This is a genomic window from Desulfosporosinus sp. FKA (genome assembly GCF_002196785.1).
Lineage (GTDB): Bacteria > Bacillota > Desulfitobacteriia > Desulfitobacteriales > Desulfitobacteriaceae > Desulfosporosinus > Desulfosporosinus acididurans.
In genome coordinates this window covers 130,619-155,561 of record NZ_NAHZ01000029.1, presented here as the reverse complement: position 1 = coordinate 155,561, position 24,943 = coordinate 130,619, and the positions used below count along the sequence as shown (strand labels likewise).

Genomic DNA, 24,943 nt, shown 5'->3' with positions numbered 1-24,943 from the left:
CTTTTTTATAAGCAACATGAAAACCCTAACGTCGAGAAATTCCCACGATCTTTTTAATTCAATCTTTTTAATTCAATCCGTGTAATCAATCTGTCTCTCATCCAGGGACAGCTGGATTAATTCCGTATTCTTAAAAAGCACTGCTTTCAGGGGAAGTTGCATAAAACGAGCCGAGGCCCGGATCGCCCAAATAAATATTACCAATAAAAACAAAGAGTAAAGGATACCTACAAGATGCTGTACTCCTGGGTTTCCAGATAGAAGCTCGGGCCAATTGTAAGCCTGATGAATTAGGACGGTTGAACTGAGCCATGCTTCATGAGCTTTCGGGAACAAAGTGTAGGGAAGGTAGCCAATAGCAAAACCAATAAACCCGATCAGTGTGTTGCCGTAGAGGAGCCCAAGACGCATGTAGGAACGAATCTCACACCCTATTAAGGCTACTGCCCCAAAGCCCAACATCGCCCCACCCAGCAAATGCCCTATGTTAAGCTGATCTTTAATCAAGATGTGATGCCCTAAAGGAATCCCGTAGCCAATCCAGGCAATAATAATAAAGACATTGGTGATGACGATCGCGGTCATTACTCCGATGAAAGGAAACATTCCCTTAAACAAAGTTTGCGTAATCCGGGGCAATCCCAAAGTTTTGCACCACTCGTCGTTGTTACGTATAGCCGGCGATAGTTCCAGAGAGACCGTAGCGCATTCAGTGCCAAAACCACTCTTGGCCATAGCAATCCCAGCTATTATGCCGGCTAGAAGCGTCAATAACGGATAGGCCCAGCCTGCTTGAGAGAATCCCATAGTATAGGAAAGGTTAAACAGGCTGCCCCGTACCGCTACCCCAATCAGTAAAACCAGGAACAATACGCCAATCCAACGCCAAGGATCCCGCCAAGGCCTATACGTTGGCTCATAACCCAAGCTCTCCCCTTTCCAGCCCCTTAACTGTGCTGTTTCTACATAAGAGCGAGTTTCCTGATGTTTAAAATACCCTGCTAAGCCTAGCTTAGTCAATAACATAAAGGTCAGCATTCCACTGAGACTCATGACCACCACGACCACCCAACTATCAATCTGCATCAGAGGAATTCCTCCCAGTAAATGATAGAGAGTACACCCTCCGGCAAGTCGAGTGCCATAACTAAAAACAATTCCTCCGCTAAAGGAAACAATCAGCATCTTTTTATCATACTTTACCCAGCTGCGAAATTCTCCCTCCATTAAACCTACCAAGCTTCCCCCCAGAATCATTCCAATAATCGGCCACCAAACATCCGCTTGAAAGACCTGTCCATACAAATTGGTCTTTCCCCCCAAAAGAAATATTTCCAGTCCGCGGAACATTTGCCCAAGTCCGGCAGTCACTCGCAACGGATCGACGACTGCTCTACCGTAGACCTGGTAATCTCTTTGAATATCCGCAATCATGAAAAGGATTTGGGCGATACCAAAGGTTAGGCCAGCCCAAAAGAACGACCATTGTTTCTTAACCGCCTTTACTACGCTTCCGCCCACATTTTTAACCTCTCTTTATCTCTCATTGATTCTGCTCGATTGACTCAGTTCTCCCAATGAAGTACAGCCCTTGTTTGAACTTTGACAAACAAGGGCTGTACTTCAAACAACCTGAATTTCTTCATTTTAACATCCGCCAATGCTCTCTGTTACCTCGCCGCTCCCTAGGTTTTTCCATTGCTCCATCCCGCCAACCAGAACTTTAACATTGTTGGGGGTATAGCCTTTTTGAGTAAGTATTTGCCAGGCCGTGAAAGAGCGTGATCCATTTAAGCAGACAAGAATCACCTCTTTGTCTTTTGAAATCTCGTTTAAATGAGATGTTATATTCCCTAACGGCATATTCATCGCTTTTTCTATATGGCCTGAAGCGAATTCATTAGGTTCTCTGACATCAATGATTTGCCAAGCGTCATTGGCTTTCATTCCGGCAGCAAGCTGGCTCGCAGAAATCATAGACCCTGAAGGCAGCGTTTTATCCGTGGAACTTGAGGACCCTGGTGTCGATCCGGAAGATTCCGGGTTGGCCGAAGAAGGCTGAACAGATTGTGCAGGACCCGCTGGATTAGATGTGGAGGGCGCTTTCGTTCCGCAGCCGGATAAAAAAGCAATGACCACCATGCTTAGGAGAATGAACTTTAACCTCATTCTTAATCATCACCACTTTTCAAGAGCGTTCAGGGATACTCTCCCACCAATTTTGGAAGAAAGTTTCAATTAAACGTGTTCACGAAGGTTTCTTCTTCTCTTAGAAAAGCCCGAAGCAGCTTTGCGACCCCTCTGTAGAAGGCAGTCTCAGCTTTATTCTCCATATTGTCAAGTAATTCATAAACCCATAGAGAAAGGTGGTTGGCTAAAATCTTCTTCTGCCATTCTAAGAGTCTTTGCCGTTCTTCTTCGTTGGCTTGTCGAGCCGTAACCAGCTGACAAAGATTACCCATGAAGGAAAGTTCAATCGCTATATGATCCGGAATAAGGTCCCAACCCTCGGCAAATTGAATTTCCCACTCCTTGAGAATCCGATACATATTCTGGGCAGGCTCCTGCCATAACCGACCAAAAGTCCCATCGATATTGCGGTGCGTATAACAAGATTCGTAAGGGAAGATTAGCTTTGTCCCGGGAACAATAAAAAGAGCATCATAGTCCAACTGGACTTCCTTAAAGTACCCAGGCTTATCTGCTGCTTGAGACAGGGAGGATAATAGTTCCTCTTTACCCTCCACATCCGGTAACCCACTGTTCAGTTGTCCCTGAAAATGAGGATTAAGCCATGATTCATCCAATTTACGGGCCATAACAGCCGCGAAAATGTTATACAATATAGCCCGAGTCTCTGACTCTTTAATAAATCCGAGATCTTTAGTTGCCTCAATCATCTTGTCACTCTTTTCCTCGATTAATAATATAATAGTCTTTCAATATATTAAGGCACTAGGAGATATCTGTCAAAAAACTCCAAAGTATACCTGCTTAATCTTGCCTAAGTGTGTATACTTTGAAATTCCGATGTAAGATTTTCTCTAGCGTATTTGATCGAATAGTGCAGGATATTCCTGCACTATTCGATTAACAGTGTGATGCTCGTTGGATTAGGCTCTTTCAACTTTCACACGAGAATCATAGAATGAACAACTTCCGCCAATTTTGTCTTCCAAGCAAACATTGCCGATTGAATCATCAACTCGCAGGGCGAAGTTGATATTAACCCCTGTGCCTCGCCTCTTATCTCCCGCAACGGTCTTACCGTCAATAACAGAGTCGATAGCACCATAGTGCCAATGGCCATAACTGGCACAGACTGTAACCACGCCGGGGCGAACACCGGGACGCAAGCGAACTTTGCCTTTAACCCCTTCTTTATTGCTCAGACTGCTGACTTTAACCATATCCCCGTCCTTGAATCCTAATTTTGCCCCGTCTTCATTATTCATTTCAATAAAGTTTTCGGGTTGGATTTCCGTTAACCAGGGAGCTGAAATTGTCCGACTGTGCGAGTGAAAAGCTTGTTTATACGTCGTAGCGATAAAGTCATAACCATCGTCTTTGACGAGCTGATCTTTTGCATCTCTGACAGGGTAATATTGAGGAATCCCATCGAAGTTTTTACCTGTCATAGAATCTTTAGTGGTCGCCACTTTCTCCGCGTAAATCGTGCAAAGACTCGCCACTTTGTTCTTCATCATGGAACCATCATAGGCTCCTCCGGAATCAAAGACACCCCCGCGATCCAGAATATATTTAACTTGTGCTTCCTCTGTAGCACCGGGGATTTTGCCGTATTGGCTGGCAAAATTAGCGACCAGCTTCAGGTACCAATCCTCTTCTTTGTTCAGTGGCATGCCGGCTCCAAACCCATTGTCGCCAAAGCCTGGGAGATTCATTTTCTTGGCAATATCGATAAACATATTCTCCACTGATTTTGCTTGCGGGAATACATGGGTCATCGGTTGACGAACATCTGCTACCATACCCAGAATCGTTGGAGGTGCCCCAAGAGCATTCCATTGCTCCAGATAAGTAACATCCGGGATAATGTAATCGGCGAACATCGTGGTATCCCCAATGACGATATCGGTAGAAATCAGAAGCGGTATCTTCTTCGTGTCTTTAAAGGCACTAATAATTCGATCTTTCATGCCTGGGATGGAATAAGCAGGAGTAGCCATATGGAGCCATAGAATCTTTACCGGATAAGGATAACCATCAATACAACCTGCTACAACCTCCTGATACACATCCCCTGTCAACGGGAACCAAGGACGTTTTGCCGGGTAGCCATTCTTCTTAAATTCCGTTGAATCTTCATATTTGGCCTTTTCGCGAGAAATCCGGATTCCTGTCATTTTTACGGCTCCGGGGTGTAGTTTAGCCACTTGATATTTGCCGTTCTTATCGCCCATGTAGCTAAGGGTGCTGCCGCCTGATTGATAACCGCCACGGTGATCCACATTCCCCATCAGCATGTTGAGAATGCAGATCGTACGTCCAGTCTGGAAGCCATTGGTATGCTGGACCGGCCCACGGTAGAAATCAGCCACTGCCAGTTTACCATAAGAAGAGAATTGATCCGCTACCCGCACGATTTGTTCTTGAGGAACTCCGCAGATTTTAGCATACTCATCCAGACTTCTTTCTTTTGAACGCTCACTGAGCAATTGGAAGACGGTCTTACAAGCTATTCCATTCACGGAAGCCTCTCCAACCAAGTCAGCGGCATTTGCTTTGGCGGCAAGCGAAGGGGTGCCTCCAACTAAAACGACATAGTCATCTTTCGTACCACCCAAACCGGCTTCATCGCCACGGAGATATTTCCCGTTATCTGTACGGACTAGATAGGTTGCATCTGACCAGCTTGACTCTCCTCGAAGTGCCGCGGCATCTTTAGAAGGCGCCTCCAAAAAGGACTTATCATAACGTTTGTTGTCGATGATCCACTGAATCATACCTAAAGCCAGTGACGCATCGCTCCCAGGCAGAATTGGAACCCATTCATCAGAATGCGAAGCGCTGACGGAAAAGCGGGGGTCTACTGTGATTAAGCGGCCGCCCTTGATGCGAAAGTCTGCTAACTTTCGACTCAGACCATTCATGGGGAAGTTCGCTTCGCCATAGTTGGCACCAAAGTTCATAATCAATTTGGCATTCTCAAAATCAGGTTTCAAATGGCCTTTACCGGCAAAGGTGTTCGCTGTCGCAATATGATGGCTTTGTTCACAAACCGTTGTGTGCTCAAACCAGTTAATAGAACCGAAGGAATTATTCACGAAGCGTTTGACCAATTCTGCACGGCTGTTTTCAATCCGACCCGCTAAAAATACGAATTGATTCGCTTTAGGCCCCAGTTCCGGCGCCTCCGGATCGATGGGCGTGGATAAATCACGCACTGAGCGTAAGCCCTCAACATTCCCCTCGCCGAAGAGATTGCCGCCCTCGATGATCTCTTTATAAGCCTGATCCCAGCTGATCGCCTGCCATTTGTTTTCTCCTCGTTTGCCCACCCGCTTTAAGGGCTGCTGAACACGTAAGGGATCATAGAGGATTTGCAATCCGGCTTGCCCACGCGGACAAAGCTTTCCGGCAACTTTGCGGGCCTCTTTTGGATCGGTAGAATATTTAATCGGGTCATTCAGAGTCATCGGACTATAGGGATTGCCATCTAATTTAATAACAACGCCATCTTTGACCTTGCCTCGTAAGCTGCAGTCACTCCGACATCCTAAACAGGTTGAATAGATAAAACTGACACTTGGATCTGTATCCAAAGTATCCTCAGCGGGAGAGCCTTCTGTCCAACTAGGAATGGGCTTCTGAGTAATATCTCCAAAGGCTAACGGCGAAACGGCCATCGTGGCTCCCAAAGCAGCAGCCGCCTTTAAAAAGTTTCGGCGTGATGTTTTCATATTATTGAGCTACCCCCTTCGTGGCTTGACTTGTCAATTTGACTTGAGCACCCGGACGATTCATCGGCAAGACAGCATAGAGGAAAGAAAGTACCACAGTTGTTGCCACGGCTAAGCCGATAACAATGGTTAGATCATGTCCTGAAACAGCATACTCAAGCATCTTGCTGCCAGTCAAAGGAAGCTCTTGTCCGCCTATTACCAGATTGATCCTCATTGCTAAAACCCCAATAATCGTCAGCAAGGAAGCTACAACCACAGCGGGTATACTTTGGCGTGCTTTCTTAGAAAGGAGGATCATGAGCGGAAGGAACATCCCTATACCGTTTTCCAGACCTAAGAAACTCCATGCATCTCCGTGTAAGAGATAATAGGCTGCGGCATAACCCGCTTCACTGGAATACCACAGTACAATAAAGTAAATAATCATCAGAGCCCCATCAATGACAATAAACCATTTCATAAGATTGGCAATATCAGGAATGAGGGATTTGATATCGTCACTTACCTTGCCAAATTTAAATTTCTCAACCAAAAGGAGCACAATGATAAAGAGTCCTGTTCCCGATACCATAGCAGACATCAAAAAGATAATTGGCATTAACGGTGTATGCCAGATTGCCCGTGCTTGAACATTGCCCAGAATGAAGCCCGTGTATCCGTGAACAGCCAAGGCTAAAGGGACACCTAAAGTTCCGAAAAACTTAGACTTCTTCTTGTCATTTTCTTTGGCCGCAGCAGACATGTCAGTCTTGCCAAAGAGTAAGAAACGATAAAGTCCTGCTTTAAAGCCTGATCCACTCATATTATTGACAAAATCCTGACGGAACATATACCAAGCATAGATGAGTAAACAAATCGGATATAAAACAAGCAGGTAGACACCCCAGGACATTGCCGAGGTTGGATTGACGTGCAGAAAAAGATTGAGGGCGCGACTCGGCTGCTCAAGATCAAAAAGCAGGTGTAAGGGCGCAAAGAGCAAAAGGACGATAGCCATTAATACACCGACTTTGGACACCTTTTTATATTTCTCTATCCCAAAAACAGTTCCCAGGCTGGTCAGAATAAAGGAACCGGCGCTCATGCCAGTGTAGTAGAAGTATACGGCAATGAGTAATCCCCAGTAAATTTCGTGATTCGTGTTAAATAAATGCACTGTCGTCATTACTTCTCACCTCCCACAATATTTAGGAGATTTGGCCGCAGGGCTTTGTCGTCAGCCCCAATGTAATATGTCTGTGGTCGATTGTTCGTTTCCGGCTTACTGACATTCACGGGTTGAGTGGCCACGAGTTTAAAGACTTCGCTCGTCGGATCATTTAGGTCCCCAAATACCCGAGCTCCCGAAATACAAGTATTAACACAAGCGGGTTGTAACCCGGCCTCTAGTCTTTCGTGACAATAAGTGCATTTTTCGGCGGTTTTTCTCACCGGATTGATAAACCGGGCATCATACGGACAGGCCGCAATACAATACTTACAGCCGATACAACGATCATAATCAATAAGAACAGTGCCATCTTCGAGTTGATAAGTTGCTTTAACCGGACAAACATTGAGGCAGGATGGATTTTCGCAGTGATTACACAGTCTAGGCAAACGTTGACGGGATACAGTGGGGAATTTACCCGTCTCTAATTCGTCGACCCAGTTCCTAAAGACGCCAAGAGGTACATTGTTTTCGCTCTTACAGGCCACTTGGCAAGCGTGACAGCCGACACATTTGCGCAGGTCTATCACCATGGCGTAGCGTTTTCCCATTATCTCATCTCCTTCATATAATAAGTGCTTGCCACCTTCGCCAAATACGGGCAGGCGCAGATTTCCGCACCCTATCGGTTCCAACTTGAAACAGCCGGAACTCGGAGGCAGATGAACTCTTTCATCACTATAAATTTTAGATTAATTTTAGCTATTTACTAGAAGGTAAACACCTGATTTATTTACTCAAAATCCCTATGAGGACTGATTGCTTTGTAAGGGATTTACCTTACAAAGCGGTCTCCTTTAGCTAATAAATAAGTGGATGTGTAATAAATCAGTCCTCAGAATTCCAAGTGGTTATTTCGAGCAAACAAAAAGCGTCCTCCTTTTCACTTATCCAAGTGGAGTGAGAACGCTCATGTTTTATTGTGCAATCTTTTAATATTACCCTTCTTATACGATAGTTTTAGCGTTATCTTTTGCGTTATCTTTCTGAATTCCAATAGTTTCAACTATTTTAATAGGTTCTTGAGATGCATTCTTGAACTCGTTGATTCCTCTGCCTAAGGATTTTCCTAACTCCGGCAACTTGCCTGGTCCAAAGATGATTAGAGCCACAACCAGAACAACAATCAATTCGGTTGGCGCTAGAATACCGAAAGAAATTAACACATATTCTGCCTCCGTTTCTATCAGATGTGTTAAGCATAAACGAAATTAGGCGAATTGACTATACGTGAAAACCCCGACAAATTATCCGTCTAATACCATGAAAGATCCTGCCACCAAGAATCTAAACGGCTAAAAGATAATTATAGGTTAACTAACCTGGTATAGGTATATTAGGGTACCCCTTATTCACATTGGACTTTGAATCGCTAACTATTGTCTCATCCAAGTAAGATTAACGAAAGTTAATGCTCTACTGGCTCCAACGATTAAATAAAATAACTTGACAGCCATCTCCATCATTTAAAACCGCTCCGGGTGCTAGATCAATTACACCATTAGCCTCCGCAAGTGATTTCAAGACACCCGATTTTTGTTTTGGGGATATCTTTGCTATTATCCCCTCTGAAGTCTCCACAATTTGCACTCTTATCATTCTGCGTGTTGAAGCTGGTTTACGGATATCCCCACGGACTCTCGCATAGCACCTTTTAAGATTCGCCTCACGGTGTCCTAGAATCATTCTAATTAAGGGAGCTAAAAATAATTCTGCTCCAATCATGGCGGCAGCAGGATTCCCGGATAAGCCGATAATGAGTTGATCCTTATAAAGACCGATAACCATCGGAGTGCCTGGCCTAATGGAAACTTTCCAAAATAGTATCTCACCTCCCATATGAAGAATCGCTTCTTTTAGTCGATCATAATCTCCAACTGACACCCCACCGGTTGTCACTAATAAATTCACTTTTTTTAGAGCATTTTCTATTGCTAATGAGGTTTTTTCGAGGGAGTCAGAGACGATACCTAAATCTAGCGCTTCTCCCCCTAAATCCTCTACTAAAGCAATAAGAGATGGTAGGTTGCTGTTAAATATCTTACCCGGAGTTAAAGGCTCACCCAAGGCAACTAATTCGTCCCCCGTTGAGAGAACCCCGACCTTTGGCTGTCTAAAGACAGGGACTTTAGAGATTCCTTGGGCTGCCAGCAACCCAATATATGCTGGTGTAATAACTGTCCCTTTACTCAACAAAGGTTCACCTTCAGTTACATCTTCACCACGTAAAGCGATATTATCTCCCGGCTTCCATGGTTTTTTAATAACTATTTGTTCCCCTTGGACACACACATCTTCTTGGCGGATGACCGCTACGATTCCCTTAGCAACCGGAGCACCTGTGAAAATCCTTAGCCCATTGCCAGGGTTTATTAGATCTTCATAGGTATAGCCTGCGGGTGTTTCCCCTATGATCTTAAATTGATTGAGACCCGTATCTTTTGAACTTATCCCGTAACCATCAACTGCCGAACGATCAAACGGCGGTATGTTTGTTTGGGCTGTAAGGTCCTCTGCCAATACTCTTCGGAGGGAATCCCTAAGCAATACGTGCTCAACACCTAATGTTTGGCCATATCTACTTAGAATATGGTTGGATTCCTCAAGCGAAATCAGTTCAAGCATAAACACTCTCCTCATCTGGTTTATAAAAATAGAAGTTGAATTTATTGTGTAATCTGATTAAAGAAATTTATCAGCCGATGTATTGTTGGATGCACAAGCTATGCAAAGATGCGCATCATTATTCTCAAAAATTTGTTTTCCACAGCAGCTGCAGTTTAGCGGAATCCCCTCGTGCAACAACACTTTTCCAGTCAAATACTTGTATGAAAGATGTTTCATTTCTGATTTCATCGCTTGGGGGCGGCAACTATCGATGCAACGGTTGCATTGAACGCATTTATAGGGTTCTAATATTATCTTGATCGAATCCCCGTTTTCCATTTTCTGCAGGGCATTCTGAGGGCAGATTAAAGTGCAAATACCACAACTCGTGCAACAATCAGATATCGTTGGTACCTTAAACGGAATTTTAATGTCAGTTCTGTCTTGGAGTAATTGAATTAATCTTTTCCTTGATTTCGGTATGAGATATCCTTTTGTATTAATTAAACTTGGCAACACATCTTCCAATTTCCTTTTGTTTTGATTCAACCACCCAGTGAGCTCCTGACGTCTTGATAACCCAGATTCTTTATTGCTGTTATCCTTTGGAGGTTGTGCTTTATTCAAATCATCCCCAGAATCTGAGGAGACTCTGATTTTTAATGAAGTATTCAATAATTGTTCTGAGTAATATTCCTTTAATGTTTGGATACTTTTTTTACATGCTTGTTTGTCCAGGCAGTTTCCGCATTCACCTGTGTAAATGCTAACCGGTTTTTCCCGTGCCATAATAAGCAAACTTCCCCAGCTATCCTTATCAAAGATACCTAAACATGGGATTTCGAAATCCATTCTGATTGCCTGAGGACAATTTAATGACACACTTTGGTTTAGAGTTACATAATTCAAAAGCTCATCATACATCCTGTTTACAAATCCATCGCTTGGACAAATCGACATACATAGACCGCACTCTGTACAATGATCCGCTTTAATTTGCATTGAATCTTCAATTGCTTTATGGGGACAGGAATCAAAGCATATACGGCAGGGATTGGCAATTGGCCGTTTTGTATTAAGACAATTATCCTTGAGATAAATTACATCACATGTCACTTTAGCCATTGTAATCTCCTTAAGTCCTCGGGGGTATTAATATTGCAGAATATCCTATCCAAGTTTCCAAATTGAGAAAGTGCCTGTTCGGAAACAACGTTAACAGTACAGTAATGGTAAAAATCAAGAATCTTAAATAGACCCTCTTTAATATTCTTCTCAATAAATGGAATACACTTTTTGGAATAAAAGGCATGTAAGGGATGCAATCCCCTGAACTGAGGTACAACAATATCAGCACATGATGTACGTTGATAAAGCGTTCGGATAAGCTCAGAACTTAAAAACGGCATATCACAAGCAACAAAAAATAGTTTATCGTAATTTGCTCCCCTCATGCTACTGTAAAGCCCTCCTATAGGACCCTTATCAATAATCTCATCCTTAATAACCCGTACATCATACTTGGAAAACAAAGATGGTTCATTACTGCTGATTAACACTTCTGAAAAGACACGTTGGAGCACTTCAAGGCTTTTGTCAATAAACAGACGTCCATCAAGTTCCAGAAAAGCCTTATGTCTCCCCATTCTTGAGCTCTTCCCGCCTGCTAGTAGTACACCGGTAGCCTTAATTTCCAACTTATCGACCCTCCATTTTTTGTTATGCCTTCCCGAACGGGCATATTGGATATTTACACTCCGGACATTGTAAACATAATCCACCGTGTGATAATTCGACAAGATTCTGTCTGACTAAACGTTCTCCACATAAAATCCGAGGAAGCACGAGATCAAGAATTGAAGCCTTACTATACATCACACACCCTGGAAGGCCCATGATCGGAATGTCTCCATAATACGCCAAAAGAAACATTGCCCCCGGTAAGACTGGCAGTCCATAGGTTACTATCTCGGCACCAGTTTGCCGAATTCCATATGGAGTTACATCATCAGGGTCGACTGACATTCCCCCAGTCACTACAATAGCCTCTGCACCTTTACTAATAAGGCTCTTAATAGTATCTGAGATTTTCTCTGAATCATCCGGAACAAAAACTTGTTCTAACACTGAGCTGCCTAACGCCTCAAGCTTTTTAGTAACCACCGGCCCAAATTTATCCTCAATTCTTTTGTAAAACACTTCATTGCCAGTTGTTATCAACCCGACCTTAAACGATTGAAGAGGTAATATTGTCACTAATATATCCTGATGTAATACTGCTTCGGCTTCGATTATTTTGTCTTCTTCGATGACTAGGGGAACCACTCTTGTTCCTGCAACTACATCGCCTTCATTAACCAAGGTATTATTATGCCTCGATGCAAAGATGATCTGATCGATTGAATTCAATGAATATAGCAAGTCCATGTTGATTTTAAGCAATCCTCGTTCTTTGGAAATAAGATTGACTTTTCCTTCAGAAGGTTCAGTTAAGGTTAAATTTCCCCCACAGGCTGCGCTAGCAAGCCGTAAGGCTGCTTCATTTTCATGGATTGTCCCCTTTGTTATCTCCCAAACATAAATATGCTCTTTTCCCATGCTGAGAAGAACCTCTACGTCCTCTGGGCGTATTATATGCCCCTTTTTAAAAGCGGCTCCTTTGAATTTACCGGGAACAATTTTTGTGAGATCATGGCAAAGCGCACTGCCTACAGCTTCTGACACATGAATCATTTTCATAAATCTCGCCTCCATTTTTATATTCGTAAACAAACAATAAAAAATCCTTGTTTGGAATATGTCAAACAAGGACTGTGTAAACACAACCCGAATTCTCCTTTCCAAAAACGCGGAGGCACGGTTGTTTCCTTCCGTACCCGAAACGGCCAAATCACCCTGCTTTTATCAGTTTAGGTAAAGAGGCTCGGAGATTCTCTATAACTTTTACGAAAAAATTCACTTCGAGTTATCCTATGCTTATTAAGGTATCTTGTCTGTTATCTTGTTTATGAGTCCACTTCTTTTTCATTGTCCTCATAGAGTCTTTAATACCCTGCCCCTCAAGAATAACGACTATAAATTCAATTATAAGAAATGATATGATAATTGAAAACTAGGATAAATGCTAGTCCCTGTAAGGGAAAACCCTAATATTTATAAATACTACTAGAATCAAAAAGCGTCCTCCTTTCACAATCAAAGTGGAGTGAGGACGATTGTGTTTTTTTATGGCGATCTGTTAATGATTACCCTTCTTCACTATCTTTAGCGGTATCTTTCTGAGTCCCTATAGATTCAACTATTTTAATAGGTTCTTGAGAAGCCGTTTTAAACTCATTGATTCCTCTGCCTAAAGATTTGCCTAACTCCGGCAACTTGCCTGGACCAAAGATGATTAGAGCAACAACCAGAACAACAATCAATTCGGTTGGAGCTAGAAAACCGAAAGAAATTAACACATCTCCCGCCTCCGTTTCTATAGATGTATTAAGCATAAACGAAATAAACCTTCTTTGCTATACGTGAAAACCCTGACATTTATCTGTTTAATATCCATGAAAATTCCCGACACCGAGAATCTAAGCGAAGCTAAAAAATAATCATAGGATACCTCTTGTTTTTAAAAAATAAAGTGATAAAATTATTATATTAGAATTTACTAATATAATAATAAGGCAAATGCCATGTAGTTCTTCACAAATACTCTAAATTTATGGCATTAAAAAAAGAGGAGGCAAAACTCATGTCAACAGTAAAGCTTATCCAAGATCAAGAGGCATCCCCAGAAGTAAAACAAGTGTTTGCGAACCTTGAGAAAGAAAAAGGGATGGTTCCTCCGACGTTTCGCGCTTTAGCCAATTTTCCCGATTACATGAAAGCGACGCTCATGAAAATGAAAACAGCAATGGCTCCCGGGAAAATCGACGCTAAAACAAAAATGCTGATTGCCTTAACTACATCCATCAACAACGGCTCAGATATGTGCATTGCCAACTTCAGCAAACAGCTCAAAAACATGGGGGTTACCGATGAAGAACTCTTAGAAGTTATCGCGGTCATTGACAGTGCAACCGGCATGAACCGAGTTAATACTGGGCTGCGCATCTTCCCTCAAGAGTAAAACCTTCCGACCCAACCCAGGAATGATCGACATTTTCCAATCATTCCTGGGTAAACTACAGTCTTGTAAACCATAAAAATTTAAAGAGGTGTATTTATATGTCAGACAATAATGTACGATGCTCCTGTCAAAGTGGAGAATCTCTCCAAGATAACTTAGTGAAAAATCTCCCGAACACAAGCGTTTCCGACTCCTCCGGCTCACCTAAGCCTGAGGGAGACAAAGACACGAATTGGTACCTTCCCTATATGAATGCCATTACAGAAGGAAAAGAAGTTGAAGAGAAAAAGAGCCCTGTTGCCCTGTTTTATTGCGCAGGGGCTTCAAATGTTGGGCAGTCCACCGTCACAGGCTGTGTGGAAACAGCTGATATCTTAGGCTATAACCGTGTCGCACTCCTTTGCCTAGCCAGTATATCCGCCGGCTTGAAAAATATGATGAATGGTGCTAAAAACGCTCGAGGAATTGTCGCCGTAGATGGATGTCCGATGTCCTGTGCTAAAAGAACCTTAGAAAAGGCCGAGCTCAAGGTTGATCAGCATCTTATTGTCAGTAAAGATTTAAATGTTCCTAAAAACTTTCGGCTCAGTGATTCGAGCGCAATTAAACAAGTAACGAATGCTGTGGTCCAAGCCGTTCTCAGCATTGACTAAGGAGGTTAGGAATATGTCTTCTCCTGTATCTCCCTTACCGGCAGCTAAACAAAAACGTTCCTATGTATTAGCCTGTGTTGCCACAGGCGCCTTTCTCTCCACCTTTGACGGTGGAGTCGTAAACGTCGGACTCCCACGTATGGCTGCGGAATTCAAGGTCAGTTTGTCCATGATTCAGTGGGTACCCTCCGTTTATTTGCTCACCATGTCCGCGCTGCTTCTGATTTTTGGGACTTTAGCCGATATGTTCGGCCGGAAGAGAATTTATAACGGCGGGTTTGCGTTAGTTGGCATTTTTTCTCTTCTCTGCATAATCAGCAATAATGTCTATCTCTTGATCTTTACCCGAGTCTTGCAAGGAGTCGGGGGAGCCATGATCATGGCTAACGGCTTAGCGATCGCCACGGAAAATTATCCCCCTGAACAACGCGGGAAAAACATTGGTTTCCTTGGCTCAGTAGCAGCTATAGGGAGCTTAGCCGGGCCTTCGCTCGGCGGGATTGTGATCGGACTTTGGGGATGGCGAATGATTTTTTTGCTTATCGCTATGGTTGCAGCCACTGGTTTCTTAGCCTCGCATTTTATTATCCCGGCAGATCATGGTAAAACCCGCAATAGTAAAAAGTTTGACACTTGGGGAGCTATTTACGTCATCATTGGGATGGTTAGCTTTATCTACTGTGTTTCTAATCTCAATGATTTTGGTTGGTTCTCTACACCAATTCTGACGAGCAGTACAATCTTTCTCCTCTGTCTGATCGCTGTCTATTTTCAGGAAAGAAAAGCGCTCAACCCCATTTTAGATTTCGAGCTCTTTAAAATGCGTATTTTCTGGACATCTATCGTGGCTGCACTAATCTCCTTCATCACCATGTATTCCAGTACGGTACTCCTTCCCTTTTATTACCAGAAGGTCTTGGGATACACGCCGCAGCTGGCAGGACTGTTTATGATGGCCTTTCCTCTTGGCATGGCGATTATGGCGACCTTTGCCGGGCGGCTCTCTGACAAAATCGGCTATACGTTTCTAACCAGCAGCGGCATGATTCTTAATGCCTTCGCTTTGGTCCTCTTGGCCAATGTCGGCGAAAAAACTCCGGTTATTCAAGTTATCCTCGCTGTCTTTGGTATGGGAGCCTCCTTGGGTCTTTTCCAAGCCCCCAACAATTCCTGCATTATGGGTGCAGTACCCAAAAATAAATTGGGCGTAGCCTCTGGCATCAGCCAATTAGTCAAAAACTTAGGGATGGTCTTAGGGATCACTCTTTCGGTCGCGATTTTTCAGTATGGTATGAACTCCAGAACTTCCCTTCCTTATGTCGCCGCTTTTTTACCCAGCTCTGCGATCGTTTACTATATAGCTGCTGGGTTAAGTATTATCGGTTCCCTGTTCTCTCTCAATCGCGGTGACAAAAGAATTCCTAAGAATCAATGATACCTTATCAATAATCTGCGCATAGTGTTCACAATTTGAAACTCAAAATATCTGAGAGGAGGAGTCATTTTGAACTTTCTTGGCCATCACCACTTCTGCCATACAGATTGCCAAACTCCGCAACGTTTAAATGAGCTGGTACACTCTGTCGAACAGATTAAGCGAGTGACTCCTCTTTTCAACGCTCTGGCTGATAAAACACGCGTTAAGATTATTTATGCCCTGCTTCTGAAACCAGATCTTTGCGTCTATGAGATTGCTCAGCTTACAGATTTGACCATCTCTGCGGCTTCCCATCATTTGCGGCTGCTAAAGTCAATGGGTCTCGCCCGGTCTAGCAAAGAAGGAAAGCTTGTTCGTTATAACCTTTACGACAAACACGTCAAGATCATCTTAGAGAAAGCGCTCGACCATAGCAACCACCTTCCTACGTTTTAGGTGTTATATTTTTTAACTTTACATTCAAACGTATGTCTTAATATTCATATAACCTAAACATATTTATAAAAGAAACAATAAAACTAAAAATTTGATATTTATAGAGGGAGGGAAAATTGAATGTCAAAACCCAACAATTTCGATATTGGAACTCATAACCATAACCATAAGCATGAGCATGAGCACAACCACATTCATGACCATGACTATACTCAGAATCAACTTGATATTGGCCATGATCATCACGGACACAACCATGGTGCTCTTGGAGGGCATGTTCATGCCACAGGAACGAAGTTAAAATGGGCCTTTTTTGCTACTTTCTTAATTTTGGCTGTTGAAGTGATTGGAGGAAGCTTAGCGAATAGCTTAGCCCTGCTCAGTGATGCCGGTCACGTACTGACTGATGTTGCCGCCTTAGGTCTTGCTTGGTTTGCGGCCGTCCAAGCGCAGAAATCTCCGACTCTTGATAAAACGTTCGGCTACCATCGCACTGGAATTTTAGCGGCTTTAGCCAATTCTCTTACCCTGATTATTATTGCCTTCGTAATTCTTTATGAGGCTTTTTACCGTTTTCAATATCCCCAACCCGTTGAAAGCACCATTATGTATTTGAGCGCGGGCGTTGGTGTGCTCGTTAATCTAGCAATTGCTTTAGGCTTCCGGGGAGGGGAAGATAACCTCAATGTCCGCTCGGCCCTGCTCCATGTCTTAGGGGATGCTGCAGCCTCGGCCGGTGTCATCTTTGGTGCAGTGCTCATGCAATTTACTCACTGGTATGTTATTGATCCAATCATCTCCGTTTTAATTGCTCTTCTGATTGCTTGGAATGCCTGGAAGATCGTAAAAGAAACGCTGCACATTTTAATGGAAGGGGCTCCGAGCAATTTCGAATTTGATCGTTTATTATCGTTCATTCGCACCCTGCCCGGTACTAAAGATATCCACGATCTTCATGTCTGGAGTGTGACTCCGGAACGAGTTGCCCTTAGTTGTCACCTTGTGATTGATTCCAATAGCTCTCTGGATCAGAGCAGGGAAATAATGCAACAATTAAAAGCTTATATTCTTGAAAAGTTCGGAATTTCACATACAACCATCGAAGTCGAGTTTGAAACATTTCCCTGCGGCTGTAATGCACTCCTTTGTCAGGAAACTCTCTGGAGAAAAGCCGAGTAAACATTTTTGCGAACAATTTACTTTCATAGAACGCAACCGCAAGGGAATTTGGAATAAATAACAGGTGCATCTATACCAACTGTAAAGATGCATCTGTTCGCCGCTTGGGATGAATACTAATCATGCTATACCAATGATGTCGAGTATTCGCTTGCGACCTTTCTCACTACCTGCAGTACAGTTTCAAGTTCTTCCTCACTCGTGAAATGGGAAGGGCTAAAGCGAACAACTCCCTGACTTAGGGTTCCGAGCATCCTATGGGCATGGGCCGCACAATGCAGCCCTGCTCGGGCAACTATTTCTGCTTCTTCTTCTAAAGCAAAGGCGGTTTCCACGGAATCTAGTTCTCCAATGTTAAAAGCCACAATGGGTGACCGTCGCTCCACCATGTCGCTTCCATAAAGCTTAACCTCCGGAATCTCCTGTAAACCGTTCCATAATTTCCGGCAAAGTTCCTGTTCTCTTACCCGTATCCGATCGATTCCCTGGTCTAGGATGTAGCGCACGCCCGCCCCTAGTCCAGCAATTCCTGGACCGTTCAGTGTACCGCTCTCCAAGGCATCCGGCAGAAATTCCGGCTGACGGTCCTCTTCGGAGAGGCTCCCAGTGCCACCATAAATTAATGGCTCCAAGTGAATTCCCGGCTTGAAAATGAGCCCGCCAGTTCCTTGAGGTCCTAAAAGGCCTTTATGTCCCGGAAAAGCAAGTAAGTCCACGTCAAGGCGTCCTAAATCAATAGAAAAAACCCCTGCCGTTTGCGCAGCATCTAATAAATATAACGCCCCATGCTCATGAGCAATTTGACCAATTTCTCTGATCGGTAACAATGTTCCGGTGACATTTGAGGCATGTAAGGTTACCACTAACTTGGTATTGGGTTGAAAAGCTTTGTCGTAGGCCTCAAGATTGAACTCTCCTCCTAGCGTCCCGGGAATTTCGCTTAACTCTACCCCGCGATTTTTCAAGGAGAAAAGTGGTCTGGCCACTGCATTATGTTCGATCGAAGACGTAATAACATGATCCCCCGGCTGCAACAGTCCAAATAAGGCTTGATTCAAAGCATGAGTGGCATTTTGAGTAAAGACAACTCTCTTCGGATCATCTGTACCGAATAAAACACACAAGTCTTCTCTCGTCTGATAGATCAACCTGGCCATCTTCATTGCTGCGCCATGTCCACCTCGGCCGGCATTTCCCATTTTAGTTACAAGGGCCTCTTCGATAGCCTCCACAACTTGTTTTGGCTTCGGCCAAGTCGTTGCCGCATTATCTAAGTAAATCATGAGTTTTCAACTCCTTTCTGAACAACCGGATTTTGTATTTGCTTAAATCATCGTCACCATACTAATGAGAAAAATCCATCCTCGCGTGCTTCATACGCTCCCGTCAGAACGACTCCATCATCAATCACTTCATCGACAATTGCTTTGCGCTCCAAGGGAAAGCACAATGACGTATTACAGCCGGATCTTAAACTTCGTGGAGTCGGAATACTGGCAAAAGGACAATCGAACCGAGTGAGGACCTTCTCTGCTCCCAATGCCTCCGTTAACGATGGGAACGTGATTACAGCCCTATACTCTTTTAATTTTCCGTATAACATCATAATTCCCCCCTTACTGCGAAGAACATTTCCCCTTAGCTGTCTTAAGCAACGTTACCCGCCTGATCATAGATGTATTGCTTTTCTTTTTCATTAAGTATTTTGGCCGTGATATAGGCAATTAACATAATCCCCGGTATATCGATGACAAATCGAGTCATCATAAACTTCCACCCCATGGAAGAAGCCTCAAATAAAAGCATCGGTATTTTAGTGGTTGACCAGGCCCCAATAAAAATTAAGACGTTAGAAAACTTGCTCCCCTTCTGCAGGAGTACTCCAGCAATAGGAAACGCTGCATATAACGGTCCGGCCGCGGCCGAACCTAAGAAGAATGCGATGAGAATGCCCAGGATTCCTGATTTCTCGCCCATCAACTTGATCATTGTTTCTCGTTGTACCCAGACATCTAAGAGACCTAACAGAATAAATATGGGTGGAATAACCGAAAGCATTTCCACCGTATTGCTCCAAGTGATCTCAGCAGACTTTTGACCGACTGTTGGATACAAACAATAAACGACGATATTAATGACGAGCAGTACTAAGAAATACTTATAGCGTTTAAGCAGCATTTTCATCTCAGCACCACCCCGATTGCAATGGCTACGATAAACGAGAAGGCGAAGGCTAAGCTATTTCTGAGTAGTGCAGCTTTTCTACCGAAATACTTGATCTCTAAAGGGATGGTCACGATGCCAACCATCATGAGGGTTGAAATAAATACGGCAATTTGCATGAAACCAGCACCGTTTTTCAATAAAGCTGACGCTAAAGGAAAAGCTACAAATCCAGGTATCAAAGTAACAGAACCGACCAGAGAAGCCATCAACATCCCTAACCACCCGGATTTTTCTCCGATTAATCCCGAAATCACTTCAGGACTCAAAACCGCCAGCATGATCCCTATAATCACTAAAATAGCCAAGAACTGAGGCAGGATATTTTCAAACGATTTCCAGGCCTTTTTTAAGGCCATATAGGTCTTTTTCTTATCCTTTATAAAGGAAAGGACAAGAAAGCCGAAAGCTGCTATATACATCAAAATCGTAAACATAGTCCAACTCCCCTTCTTAATATTATTAAATTATAATATACTTATAATAATACTCCCATTACCTTCTCTGTCAATATCTGCATAGAAATAATCAAGGGTTAGCAACAAACATTGATGTTTGTTGCTAACCCTTGATTTAGATAGTTCAAGGTTGTTACATTACTTCTTCACATCGTACTTAACCATTAGGCAAACTTCTTAATCGGTACTTTAACCCGGGAGAGATCTCCTGCTTGAAAACTGACGCTGATCTGACCTTCCCCTATTACTATTGGCAAATCTTCTTAACCTCATCATAGACCCTACTGTGGCTGATTCCGCCATAAAAGCGTACCACCCCGTTAACCGCAACCAGTGGTAAAGCAAATCCGTTCTTAAACATTGTGTGCTCAGTATCGTAGCCCTTTAGATCATCTTCAAAAACATCAATGAACCGCAATTTTATGTTAGAAGCTAAATCACTTTCCTGACAAAACCGGACCAAATCCTCAAACATTTCCCCCATGGTCTTTTCCGTCGTTGACCCACAGGCTCCACCGCAACTGCACAAACCAGACGGAGCCTCTTCGCGGATTCCGAACACATCCACTTGAACCACGCGTCTCCCCTCCCCCGTTAATTGTTTCTCAGATTTGTTACGCAATAATATTATCATAATTTTGGAAATTTTGTGCTTCTGATAATTACCTATTGAAATTATGATGTATATTCACCGGATCACCCCTTTGTGTCTAAGCGAGAATAATTCAGAAGAATATGTTACCCATCATCATTCGTGATCAAGGGTATGGTATTGCTGCCGATTAACTCTCCTTCCTTTGGACCGTTTCTACAAAGTCGATAAATCCCGTCAAGGCCTTGGCACAAGACTAGGACTTGCGATAGCTAAGCATTTATTCGATCTACATAACGCCAAGGGTAAATTATCTGATGGTAATACCCTTCTTGGCCAAAATAGTGAGCAAGTTCACTTTCTAAAAATATCATTTAGAAACTGAATTAACCCGGGGAACTCGTGTACCGGTACCTCGGGTTAATTCAATTACCTAGCGGTCCTAATTCAGACAACAGTCGAACCCAATAATCGTTCGATCACTTCCTGAACTAAGGATACCTCTTCATCAATATTTAATAACTCTGCATATTTTTCGTTATTTTTTGGATCAAAATCCTTAGTCATGACGATTTCTTCATGTGGTTTAATTCTCGCTATCTCAAATTCCTTAGAAGCACATTTTGCCGGGCAGCCATTTAGGGCAATAAACTTTTCGTGAATAACACTTTCATTGTCAAGAGGTAAACCTACATGGGGTAGTACGCGTATTATTTCGTCATCTACGAAAAATTCAGCCACCGTTTTTGTCATCATACTGACGTTACAACGACCTTGACATGGGAAAATCCCGATATTCATAATTGTAACCATCCCTTTCGATGCACTCTAATGACGTGGCGCCCACAATATTATAGAAACACCAACTAAACATATTGCAGCCCCGATCCAATCGTAAATATCCGGTACTTTATGATCAATTCCCCAGCCCCATAATACGGCAAGAAAGATAAAAATTCCTCCATAGGCGGCATAAACTCTGCCAAAGTCAGGAAACCTCTGTAAGGTGGGTATGACGCCGTAAAGTATGAGAATGAGTCCTCCTAGAATTCCATACCAAAATGACTTGGCTTCCCTGAGCCATAGCCAAACCAGGTAACCTCCCCCTATTTCCGCTAAACCAGCGAGAATAAAAAGTATCATGGCGTTAAACATGATTTAGCTCTCCTTAGTAATTGACTCCAAGAGACATTTTACGTTACTGAGGCAGCAAGAACCCTCGGGGTTATTTACATCACACCCACATCGGCCAGCCTTCGTATGAGCAGTAATCTCCTCTAAGGCGGTAGCTCTGCCCGTTTCCTTAAATTCTTGCAGCACTCTTTTTTTAGTCCAGCCGAAACAGTAACAAACTGGGCAGTCTTCATCCTCGCTTTTTGTGTAGACTTCGACTTTGATGTCTATCGTTTTAAATACCCCTTGTCTTTCGTTAAAATAAACTACGGAACAAGCTTTGTTGGTACACATTTTGTAAGAAGCTGAAGGTTCTAGTTTAGCTAAGGCACTTGGTACTAACAGACTTTTCAACGTAATAATTTTTATGGGTCTGCCTTTATCACCGCACTCCGGGCAAGTAAACCCTAAGTCAAAGTTTATTGGTTCGATTTGAAGAGCACAACAATCCACTACTTTTTCACCATCTTTCTATCAGTCTTCAAACTCATTCCCTTCTAATTTAAGCAAACAAGCTGCATTTTTACTGTGCAAGGGGGATGGAGTCGGTCTTTGATTGCACAAGCTTCGAATGGGTTCAGCATAGTCTTTGAAGACAGAAGGTTCATCTTCAGGAAATAGTGATTGAAGAACATCGGCATTGAGAGAATAATAAACCCATTTACCTTCCTTCTTGGCGTTAATTAATTCTGCTTGCCTGAGGATTTTCAGATGGTGGGAGACTGCCGGTTGAGACAGACTTACCCCAACAATGAGCTCGCAGACACACATTTCTTGCTTTGTTAACATTTCTAGAATGGTTAGCCTTGTTTCATCCGCTAGAGCACTATAGAATTCAGCAATTTTCCTTAGTCGGCCCAAACGTTCCACCTCCTTGAACTTAGTAAATTAGGCTACGCCATAATGGCATTAAAGAGATAACCCACAAAAATAATCGTTACGGTCATAATCCCAATAAATATTCCAATCAACTTCGGCTTTAAGACTTTACGTAAAATAATCATCTCAGGCAAGCTCAGAGCGGTCACAGCCATCATGAAGGCGAGTACCGTGCCTAAGGCCATTCCTTTTTCCATCAAAACATTGACAATCGGGATGATTCCTGCAGCATTGGAATAAAGCGGTACGCCAATTGCGACGGCTAAAGGTACAGCAAACAGGTTGTCTTTCCCGGCATATTTAACCAAAAAATCAGCAGGTGCATAGCCATGCATAAAACCGCCGATGGCAATCCCAATGAGTACATATAGCCAAACCTTTTTCAAAATATCCTGAACATAACCCCAGGCGTAGTCCACCCTTTCTTTCCAGGTCAACTTAACTAACTCATTTTCCCCCATCTTGATGTCATAGACATAATCCTCAACCTGGTGTTCCAATTTAAGCCTGCCTATTATTATCCCACCGATGATAGCTACAAAAACTCCGGTCGAAATATATATTGCAGCGATTTTCCAACCAAACATTCCCCAGAGCATGATAAGAGCCACTTCATTGACCATTGGTGAGGAGATGAGGAAAGAAAAAGTTACCCCCAATGGCACACCCGCCTCTACAAAACCAATGAAAACCGGGACCGCAGAACAGGAGCAAAAGGGCGTTACTATGCCCAACAGGGCCGCCAGGATATTCCCGATAAACTCGCGTAAGCTGCTTTCTGCAGCGACGGTTACGGCATCGGCTCCGTCGGCTGTATTAACCCTTACCTCTCGCTTGCCACTGAGGATTTTCCTGGTCTTCTCCGGTGGAAAAAAACTTCGGATAACGGAAACTAGGAAAATGATTACCGCTAACATTAAAAAAATCTTCACAGTATCATAGATAAAAAAGTCTAAAGCTGAACCTAAATTACTCTTAGGAGATAACCCCATGACATGGTAGACAAAATAATCCACAAAAGCTTGCCACATATAAGTCACCTTCTTTAAGCATCTTCGCTCATAATAAGTTCTTTAATCGTGTTCTTGGGGGGCACTTTGCCAGCAATCTTCACTTTGTTATTAATGACCAAACTTGGAGTAGACATCACTCCGAAGGACATGATTTCTTTAATTTCCGTTACCTTAATTAGCTCGGCCGCAATTTTTGTTTCCTTTAGCACCTCCAAAACAAGCTGTTCCATTTCCTTGCAATTGGCACATCCGCCTGTACTTAGAATCTTGATTTCCATTGTTTTGCACATCCTTTCAAAAGTAAGGGTAGTAGTTTTATTAAGTCTTAGTCTTATCTTTAGTATACTTTTATATTTAGATATTTCAATATATAAATATATTTTTTTATAGATTAAATAATGGTACAAACCATAAAGATGACAAATGAACGCAAAAAAGAATTAACCAGGGATAAGTAAACGAGCCTTTCGTTTTAAGAAAGAAAAGAGAAAATGCGAAACAAGAAAATATGAGAGTCTCTCGCCAAAACGAAAAACTCTCTAGCAACTTTTGTTAAATCTTGAGGGAGCATCATAAAATTACAATGCTTTACTAAAGGCAGCACGTAATTCAGTTAGTTTCTTAATTGCACCAGCAGTCTCCGTTCCTGGCGTCAAACCCACTCCACAAAAATAAGTATCATTCACAGGGAAAATAATCATGGTCATTTTTGATGCTTCAACTATAAGTTTATCGGGTATTCCTCCATCAAGATTATTCAAGGATGTCCCTAACGTCTTCAATATAGTAGTACATTGCTGTGGGAAAAAATTTGCTGGATCACTTGGATCTGATTCTTCGTTGACTGCAGAAACACCCTTCTGGTAATTAACCAAGCCATGACAGATATAGCCTTTGGTTTCAGATAATTCCTTTATCCACTTAGTCATTTCGTCAGTAATTTGCATTAGTCATTTCCCCACCCTTTCTATAACTATTTAATGTTGTTTAATTATTACTATTTTATAATAACATAGTTGTAAATATAATCATAGTA

The 24,943-nt window shown here is 42.8% G+C and carries 29 protein-coding genes and 1 riboswitch; of the genes, 5 read left to right on the top strand and 24 right to left on the bottom strand.

The window, feature by feature from the left end; all coding sequences use genetic code 11:
- Nucleotides 1-72: 72 nt before the first annotated feature.
- The 12 genes from B5771_RS13585 to tatA (B5771_RS13530) form a co-directional block, all read right to left on the bottom strand.
- Nucleotides 73-1,521 carry a YeeE/YedE thiosulfate transporter family protein gene (locus tag B5771_RS13585; RefSeq protein WP_088188002.1) on the bottom strand — a complete coding sequence of 483 codons (1,449 nt, stop codon included), beginning with the start codon at nt 1,519-1,521 and terminating at the stop codon, nt 73-75.
- 126 nt (nt 1,522-1,647) lie between these two features.
- The gene (locus B5771_RS13580) at nt 1,648-2,169 is read right to left on the bottom strand and encodes a rhodanese-like domain-containing protein (protein ID WP_088188001.1); all 522 of its coding nucleotides are present in this window, start codon (nt 2,167-2,169) and stop codon (nt 1,648-1,650) included.
- A 65-nt stretch (nt 2,170-2,234) separates the two neighbouring features.
- Nucleotides 2,235-2,900: a molecular chaperone TorD family protein gene (locus tag B5771_RS13575; protein WP_088188000.1), complete on the bottom strand. Its 666-nt coding sequence runs from the start codon at nt 2,898-2,900 to the stop codon at nt 2,235-2,237.
- 213 nt (nt 2,901-3,113) lie between these two features.
- Complete coding sequence (locus B5771_RS13570; protein WP_088187999.1) at nt 3,114-5,924, bottom strand: molybdopterin-dependent oxidoreductase; 2,811 nt, start codon at nt 5,922-5,924, stop codon at nt 3,114-3,116.
- Nucleotide 5,925: 1 nt separating this feature from the next.
- A complete protein-coding gene (nrfD, locus tag B5771_RS13565) occupies nt 5,926-7,092 on the bottom strand; it encodes an NrfD/PsrC family molybdoenzyme membrane anchor subunit (protein ID WP_088187998.1) in 1,167 nt (388 codons plus the stop codon).
- The gene (gene dsrO / locus B5771_RS13560) at nt 7,092-7,688 is read right to left on the bottom strand and encodes a sulfate reduction electron transfer complex DsrMKJOP subunit DsrO (RefSeq protein WP_088187997.1); all 597 of its coding nucleotides are present in this window, start codon (nt 7,686-7,688) and stop codon (nt 7,092-7,094) included. Before dsrO ends, nrfD begins: the two co-directional genes overlap by 1 nt.
- Nucleotides 7,689-8,084: 396 nt before the next feature.
- Nucleotides 8,085-8,303 (bottom strand): twin-arginine translocase TatA/TatE family subunit, encoded by a 219-nt coding sequence (tatA, locus tag B5771_RS13555; RefSeq protein ID WP_088187996.1) that lies wholly within the window; start codon nt 8,301-8,303, stop codon nt 8,085-8,087.
- 250 nt (nt 8,304-8,553) lie between these two features.
- Nucleotides 8,554-9,762: a gephyrin-like molybdotransferase Glp gene (glp, locus tag B5771_RS13550; RefSeq protein WP_172408272.1), complete on the bottom strand. Its 1,209-nt coding sequence runs from the start codon at nt 9,760-9,762 to the stop codon at nt 8,554-8,556.
- Between the two features lie 57 nt (nt 9,763-9,819).
- Nucleotides 9,820-10,869 carry a 4Fe-4S binding protein gene (locus tag B5771_RS13545; protein WP_088187994.1) on the bottom strand — a complete coding sequence of 350 codons (1,050 nt, stop codon included), beginning with the start codon at nt 10,867-10,869 and terminating at the stop codon, nt 9,820-9,822.
- Complete coding sequence (locus B5771_RS13540) at nt 10,857-11,441, bottom strand: molybdenum cofactor guanylyltransferase (RefSeq protein WP_242966837.1); 585 nt, start codon at nt 11,439-11,441, stop codon at nt 10,857-10,859. Before B5771_RS13540 ends, B5771_RS13545 begins: the two co-directional genes overlap by 13 nt.
- A gap of 22 nt (nt 11,442-11,463) precedes the next feature.
- Nucleotides 11,464-12,483, bottom strand: coding sequence for a molybdopterin-binding protein (locus B5771_RS13535; RefSeq protein ID WP_088187993.1), 1,020 nt, complete (start codon nt 12,481-12,483; stop codon nt 11,464-11,466).
- A gap of 78 nt (nt 12,484-12,561) precedes the next feature.
- Nucleotides 12,562-12,685, bottom strand: a riboswitch (molybdenum cofactor riboswitch).
- A 304-nt stretch (nt 12,686-12,989) separates the two neighbouring features.
- On the bottom strand, nt 12,990-13,202 hold the full coding sequence (gene tatA, locus B5771_RS13530) for a twin-arginine translocase TatA/TatE family subunit (protein ID WP_088188065.1): 213 nt from the start codon (nt 13,200-13,202) through the stop codon (nt 12,990-12,992).
- Nucleotides 13,203-13,486: 284 nt separating this feature from the next.
- Between tatA (B5771_RS13530) and B5771_RS13525 the strand changes: the two genes are divergently transcribed.
- From B5771_RS13525 to B5771_RS13505, 5 genes are all read left to right on the top strand, one after another.
- Nucleotides 13,487-13,864: a carboxymuconolactone decarboxylase family protein gene (locus tag B5771_RS13525; protein WP_207652702.1), complete on the top strand. Its 378-nt coding sequence runs from the start codon at nt 13,487-13,489 to the stop codon at nt 13,862-13,864.
- Nucleotides 13,865-13,962: 98 nt separating this feature from the next.
- A complete protein-coding gene (locus B5771_RS13520) occupies nt 13,963-14,517 on the top strand; it encodes a putative zinc-binding protein (RefSeq protein ID WP_088187991.1) in 555 nt (184 codons plus the stop codon).
- Nucleotides 14,518-14,530: 13 nt separating this feature from the next.
- Nucleotides 14,531-15,952: an MFS transporter gene (locus B5771_RS13515; RefSeq protein WP_088187990.1), complete on the top strand. Its 1,422-nt coding sequence runs from the start codon at nt 14,531-14,533 to the stop codon at nt 15,950-15,952.
- Nucleotides 15,953-16,021: 69 nt separating this feature from the next.
- Nucleotides 16,022-16,390, top strand: a complete 369-nt coding sequence (locus B5771_RS13510) for a metalloregulator ArsR/SmtB family transcription factor (protein ID WP_242966836.1) — start codon at nt 16,022-16,024, stop codon at nt 16,388-16,390.
- Between the two features lie 120 nt (nt 16,391-16,510).
- Nucleotides 16,511-17,569 (top strand): cation diffusion facilitator family transporter, encoded by a 1,059-nt coding sequence (locus B5771_RS13505; protein WP_088187988.1) that lies wholly within the window; start codon nt 16,511-16,513, stop codon nt 17,567-17,569.
- Nucleotides 17,570-17,694: 125 nt separating this feature from the next.
- Here the strand turns inward: B5771_RS13505 and B5771_RS13500 are convergent, their stop codons facing one another.
- From B5771_RS13500 to B5771_RS13445, 12 genes are all read right to left on the bottom strand, one after another.
- Nucleotides 17,695-18,852, bottom strand: coding sequence for an aminotransferase class V-fold PLP-dependent enzyme (locus B5771_RS13500; protein ID WP_088187987.1), 1,158 nt, complete (start codon nt 18,850-18,852; stop codon nt 17,695-17,697).
- Nucleotides 18,853-18,905: 53 nt separating this feature from the next.
- Nucleotides 18,906-19,172, bottom strand: a complete 267-nt coding sequence (locus tag B5771_RS13495; protein WP_088187986.1) for a DUF3343 domain-containing protein — start codon at nt 19,170-19,172, stop codon at nt 18,906-18,908.
- Between the two features lie 44 nt (nt 19,173-19,216).
- Nucleotides 19,217-19,753: a permease gene (locus B5771_RS13490; RefSeq protein WP_088187985.1), complete on the bottom strand. Its 537-nt coding sequence runs from the start codon at nt 19,751-19,753 to the stop codon at nt 19,217-19,219.
- Nucleotides 19,750-20,229 (bottom strand): permease, encoded by a 480-nt coding sequence (locus B5771_RS13485; RefSeq protein WP_088187984.1) that lies wholly within the window; start codon nt 20,227-20,229, stop codon nt 19,750-19,752. Before B5771_RS13485 ends, B5771_RS13490 begins: the two co-directional genes overlap by 4 nt.
- A 268-nt stretch (nt 20,230-20,497) precedes the next feature.
- Nucleotides 20,498-20,827 (bottom strand): hypothetical protein, encoded by a 330-nt coding sequence (locus tag B5771_RS13480; protein WP_207652701.1) that lies wholly within the window; start codon nt 20,825-20,827, stop codon nt 20,498-20,500.
- Nucleotides 20,828-21,289: 462 nt separating this feature from the next.
- On the bottom strand, nt 21,290-21,655 hold the full coding sequence (locus B5771_RS13475; protein WP_242966835.1) for a putative zinc-binding protein: 366 nt from the start codon (nt 21,653-21,655) through the stop codon (nt 21,290-21,292).
- Nucleotides 21,656-21,670: 15 nt separating this feature from the next.
- A complete protein-coding gene (locus B5771_RS13470) occupies nt 21,671-21,997 on the bottom strand; it encodes a YnfA family protein (protein WP_088187982.1) in 327 nt (108 codons plus the stop codon).
- A 3-nt stretch (nt 21,998-22,000) separates the two neighbouring features.
- Complete coding sequence (locus tag B5771_RS13465; protein ID WP_207652700.1) at nt 22,001-22,468, bottom strand: (2Fe-2S)-binding protein; 468 nt, start codon at nt 22,466-22,468, stop codon at nt 22,001-22,003.
- A 21-nt stretch (nt 22,469-22,489) separates the two neighbouring features.
- A complete protein-coding gene (locus tag B5771_RS13460; RefSeq protein ID WP_140417736.1) occupies nt 22,490-22,876 on the bottom strand; it encodes a metalloregulator ArsR/SmtB family transcription factor in 387 nt (128 codons plus the stop codon).
- Between the two features lie 32 nt (nt 22,877-22,908).
- Complete coding sequence (locus B5771_RS13455) at nt 22,909-23,925, bottom strand: permease (protein ID WP_088187981.1); 1,017 nt, start codon at nt 23,923-23,925, stop codon at nt 22,909-22,911.
- Nucleotides 23,926-23,939: 14 nt separating this feature from the next.
- Nucleotides 23,940-24,185, bottom strand: a complete 246-nt coding sequence (locus B5771_RS13450) for a thioredoxin family protein (protein WP_088187980.1) — start codon at nt 24,183-24,185, stop codon at nt 23,940-23,942.
- 300 nt (nt 24,186-24,485) lie between these two features.
- Nucleotides 24,486-24,854: a hypothetical protein gene (locus tag B5771_RS13445; protein ID WP_088187979.1), complete on the bottom strand. Its 369-nt coding sequence runs from the start codon at nt 24,852-24,854 to the stop codon at nt 24,486-24,488.
- Nucleotides 24,855-24,943 lie beyond the last annotated feature (89 nt).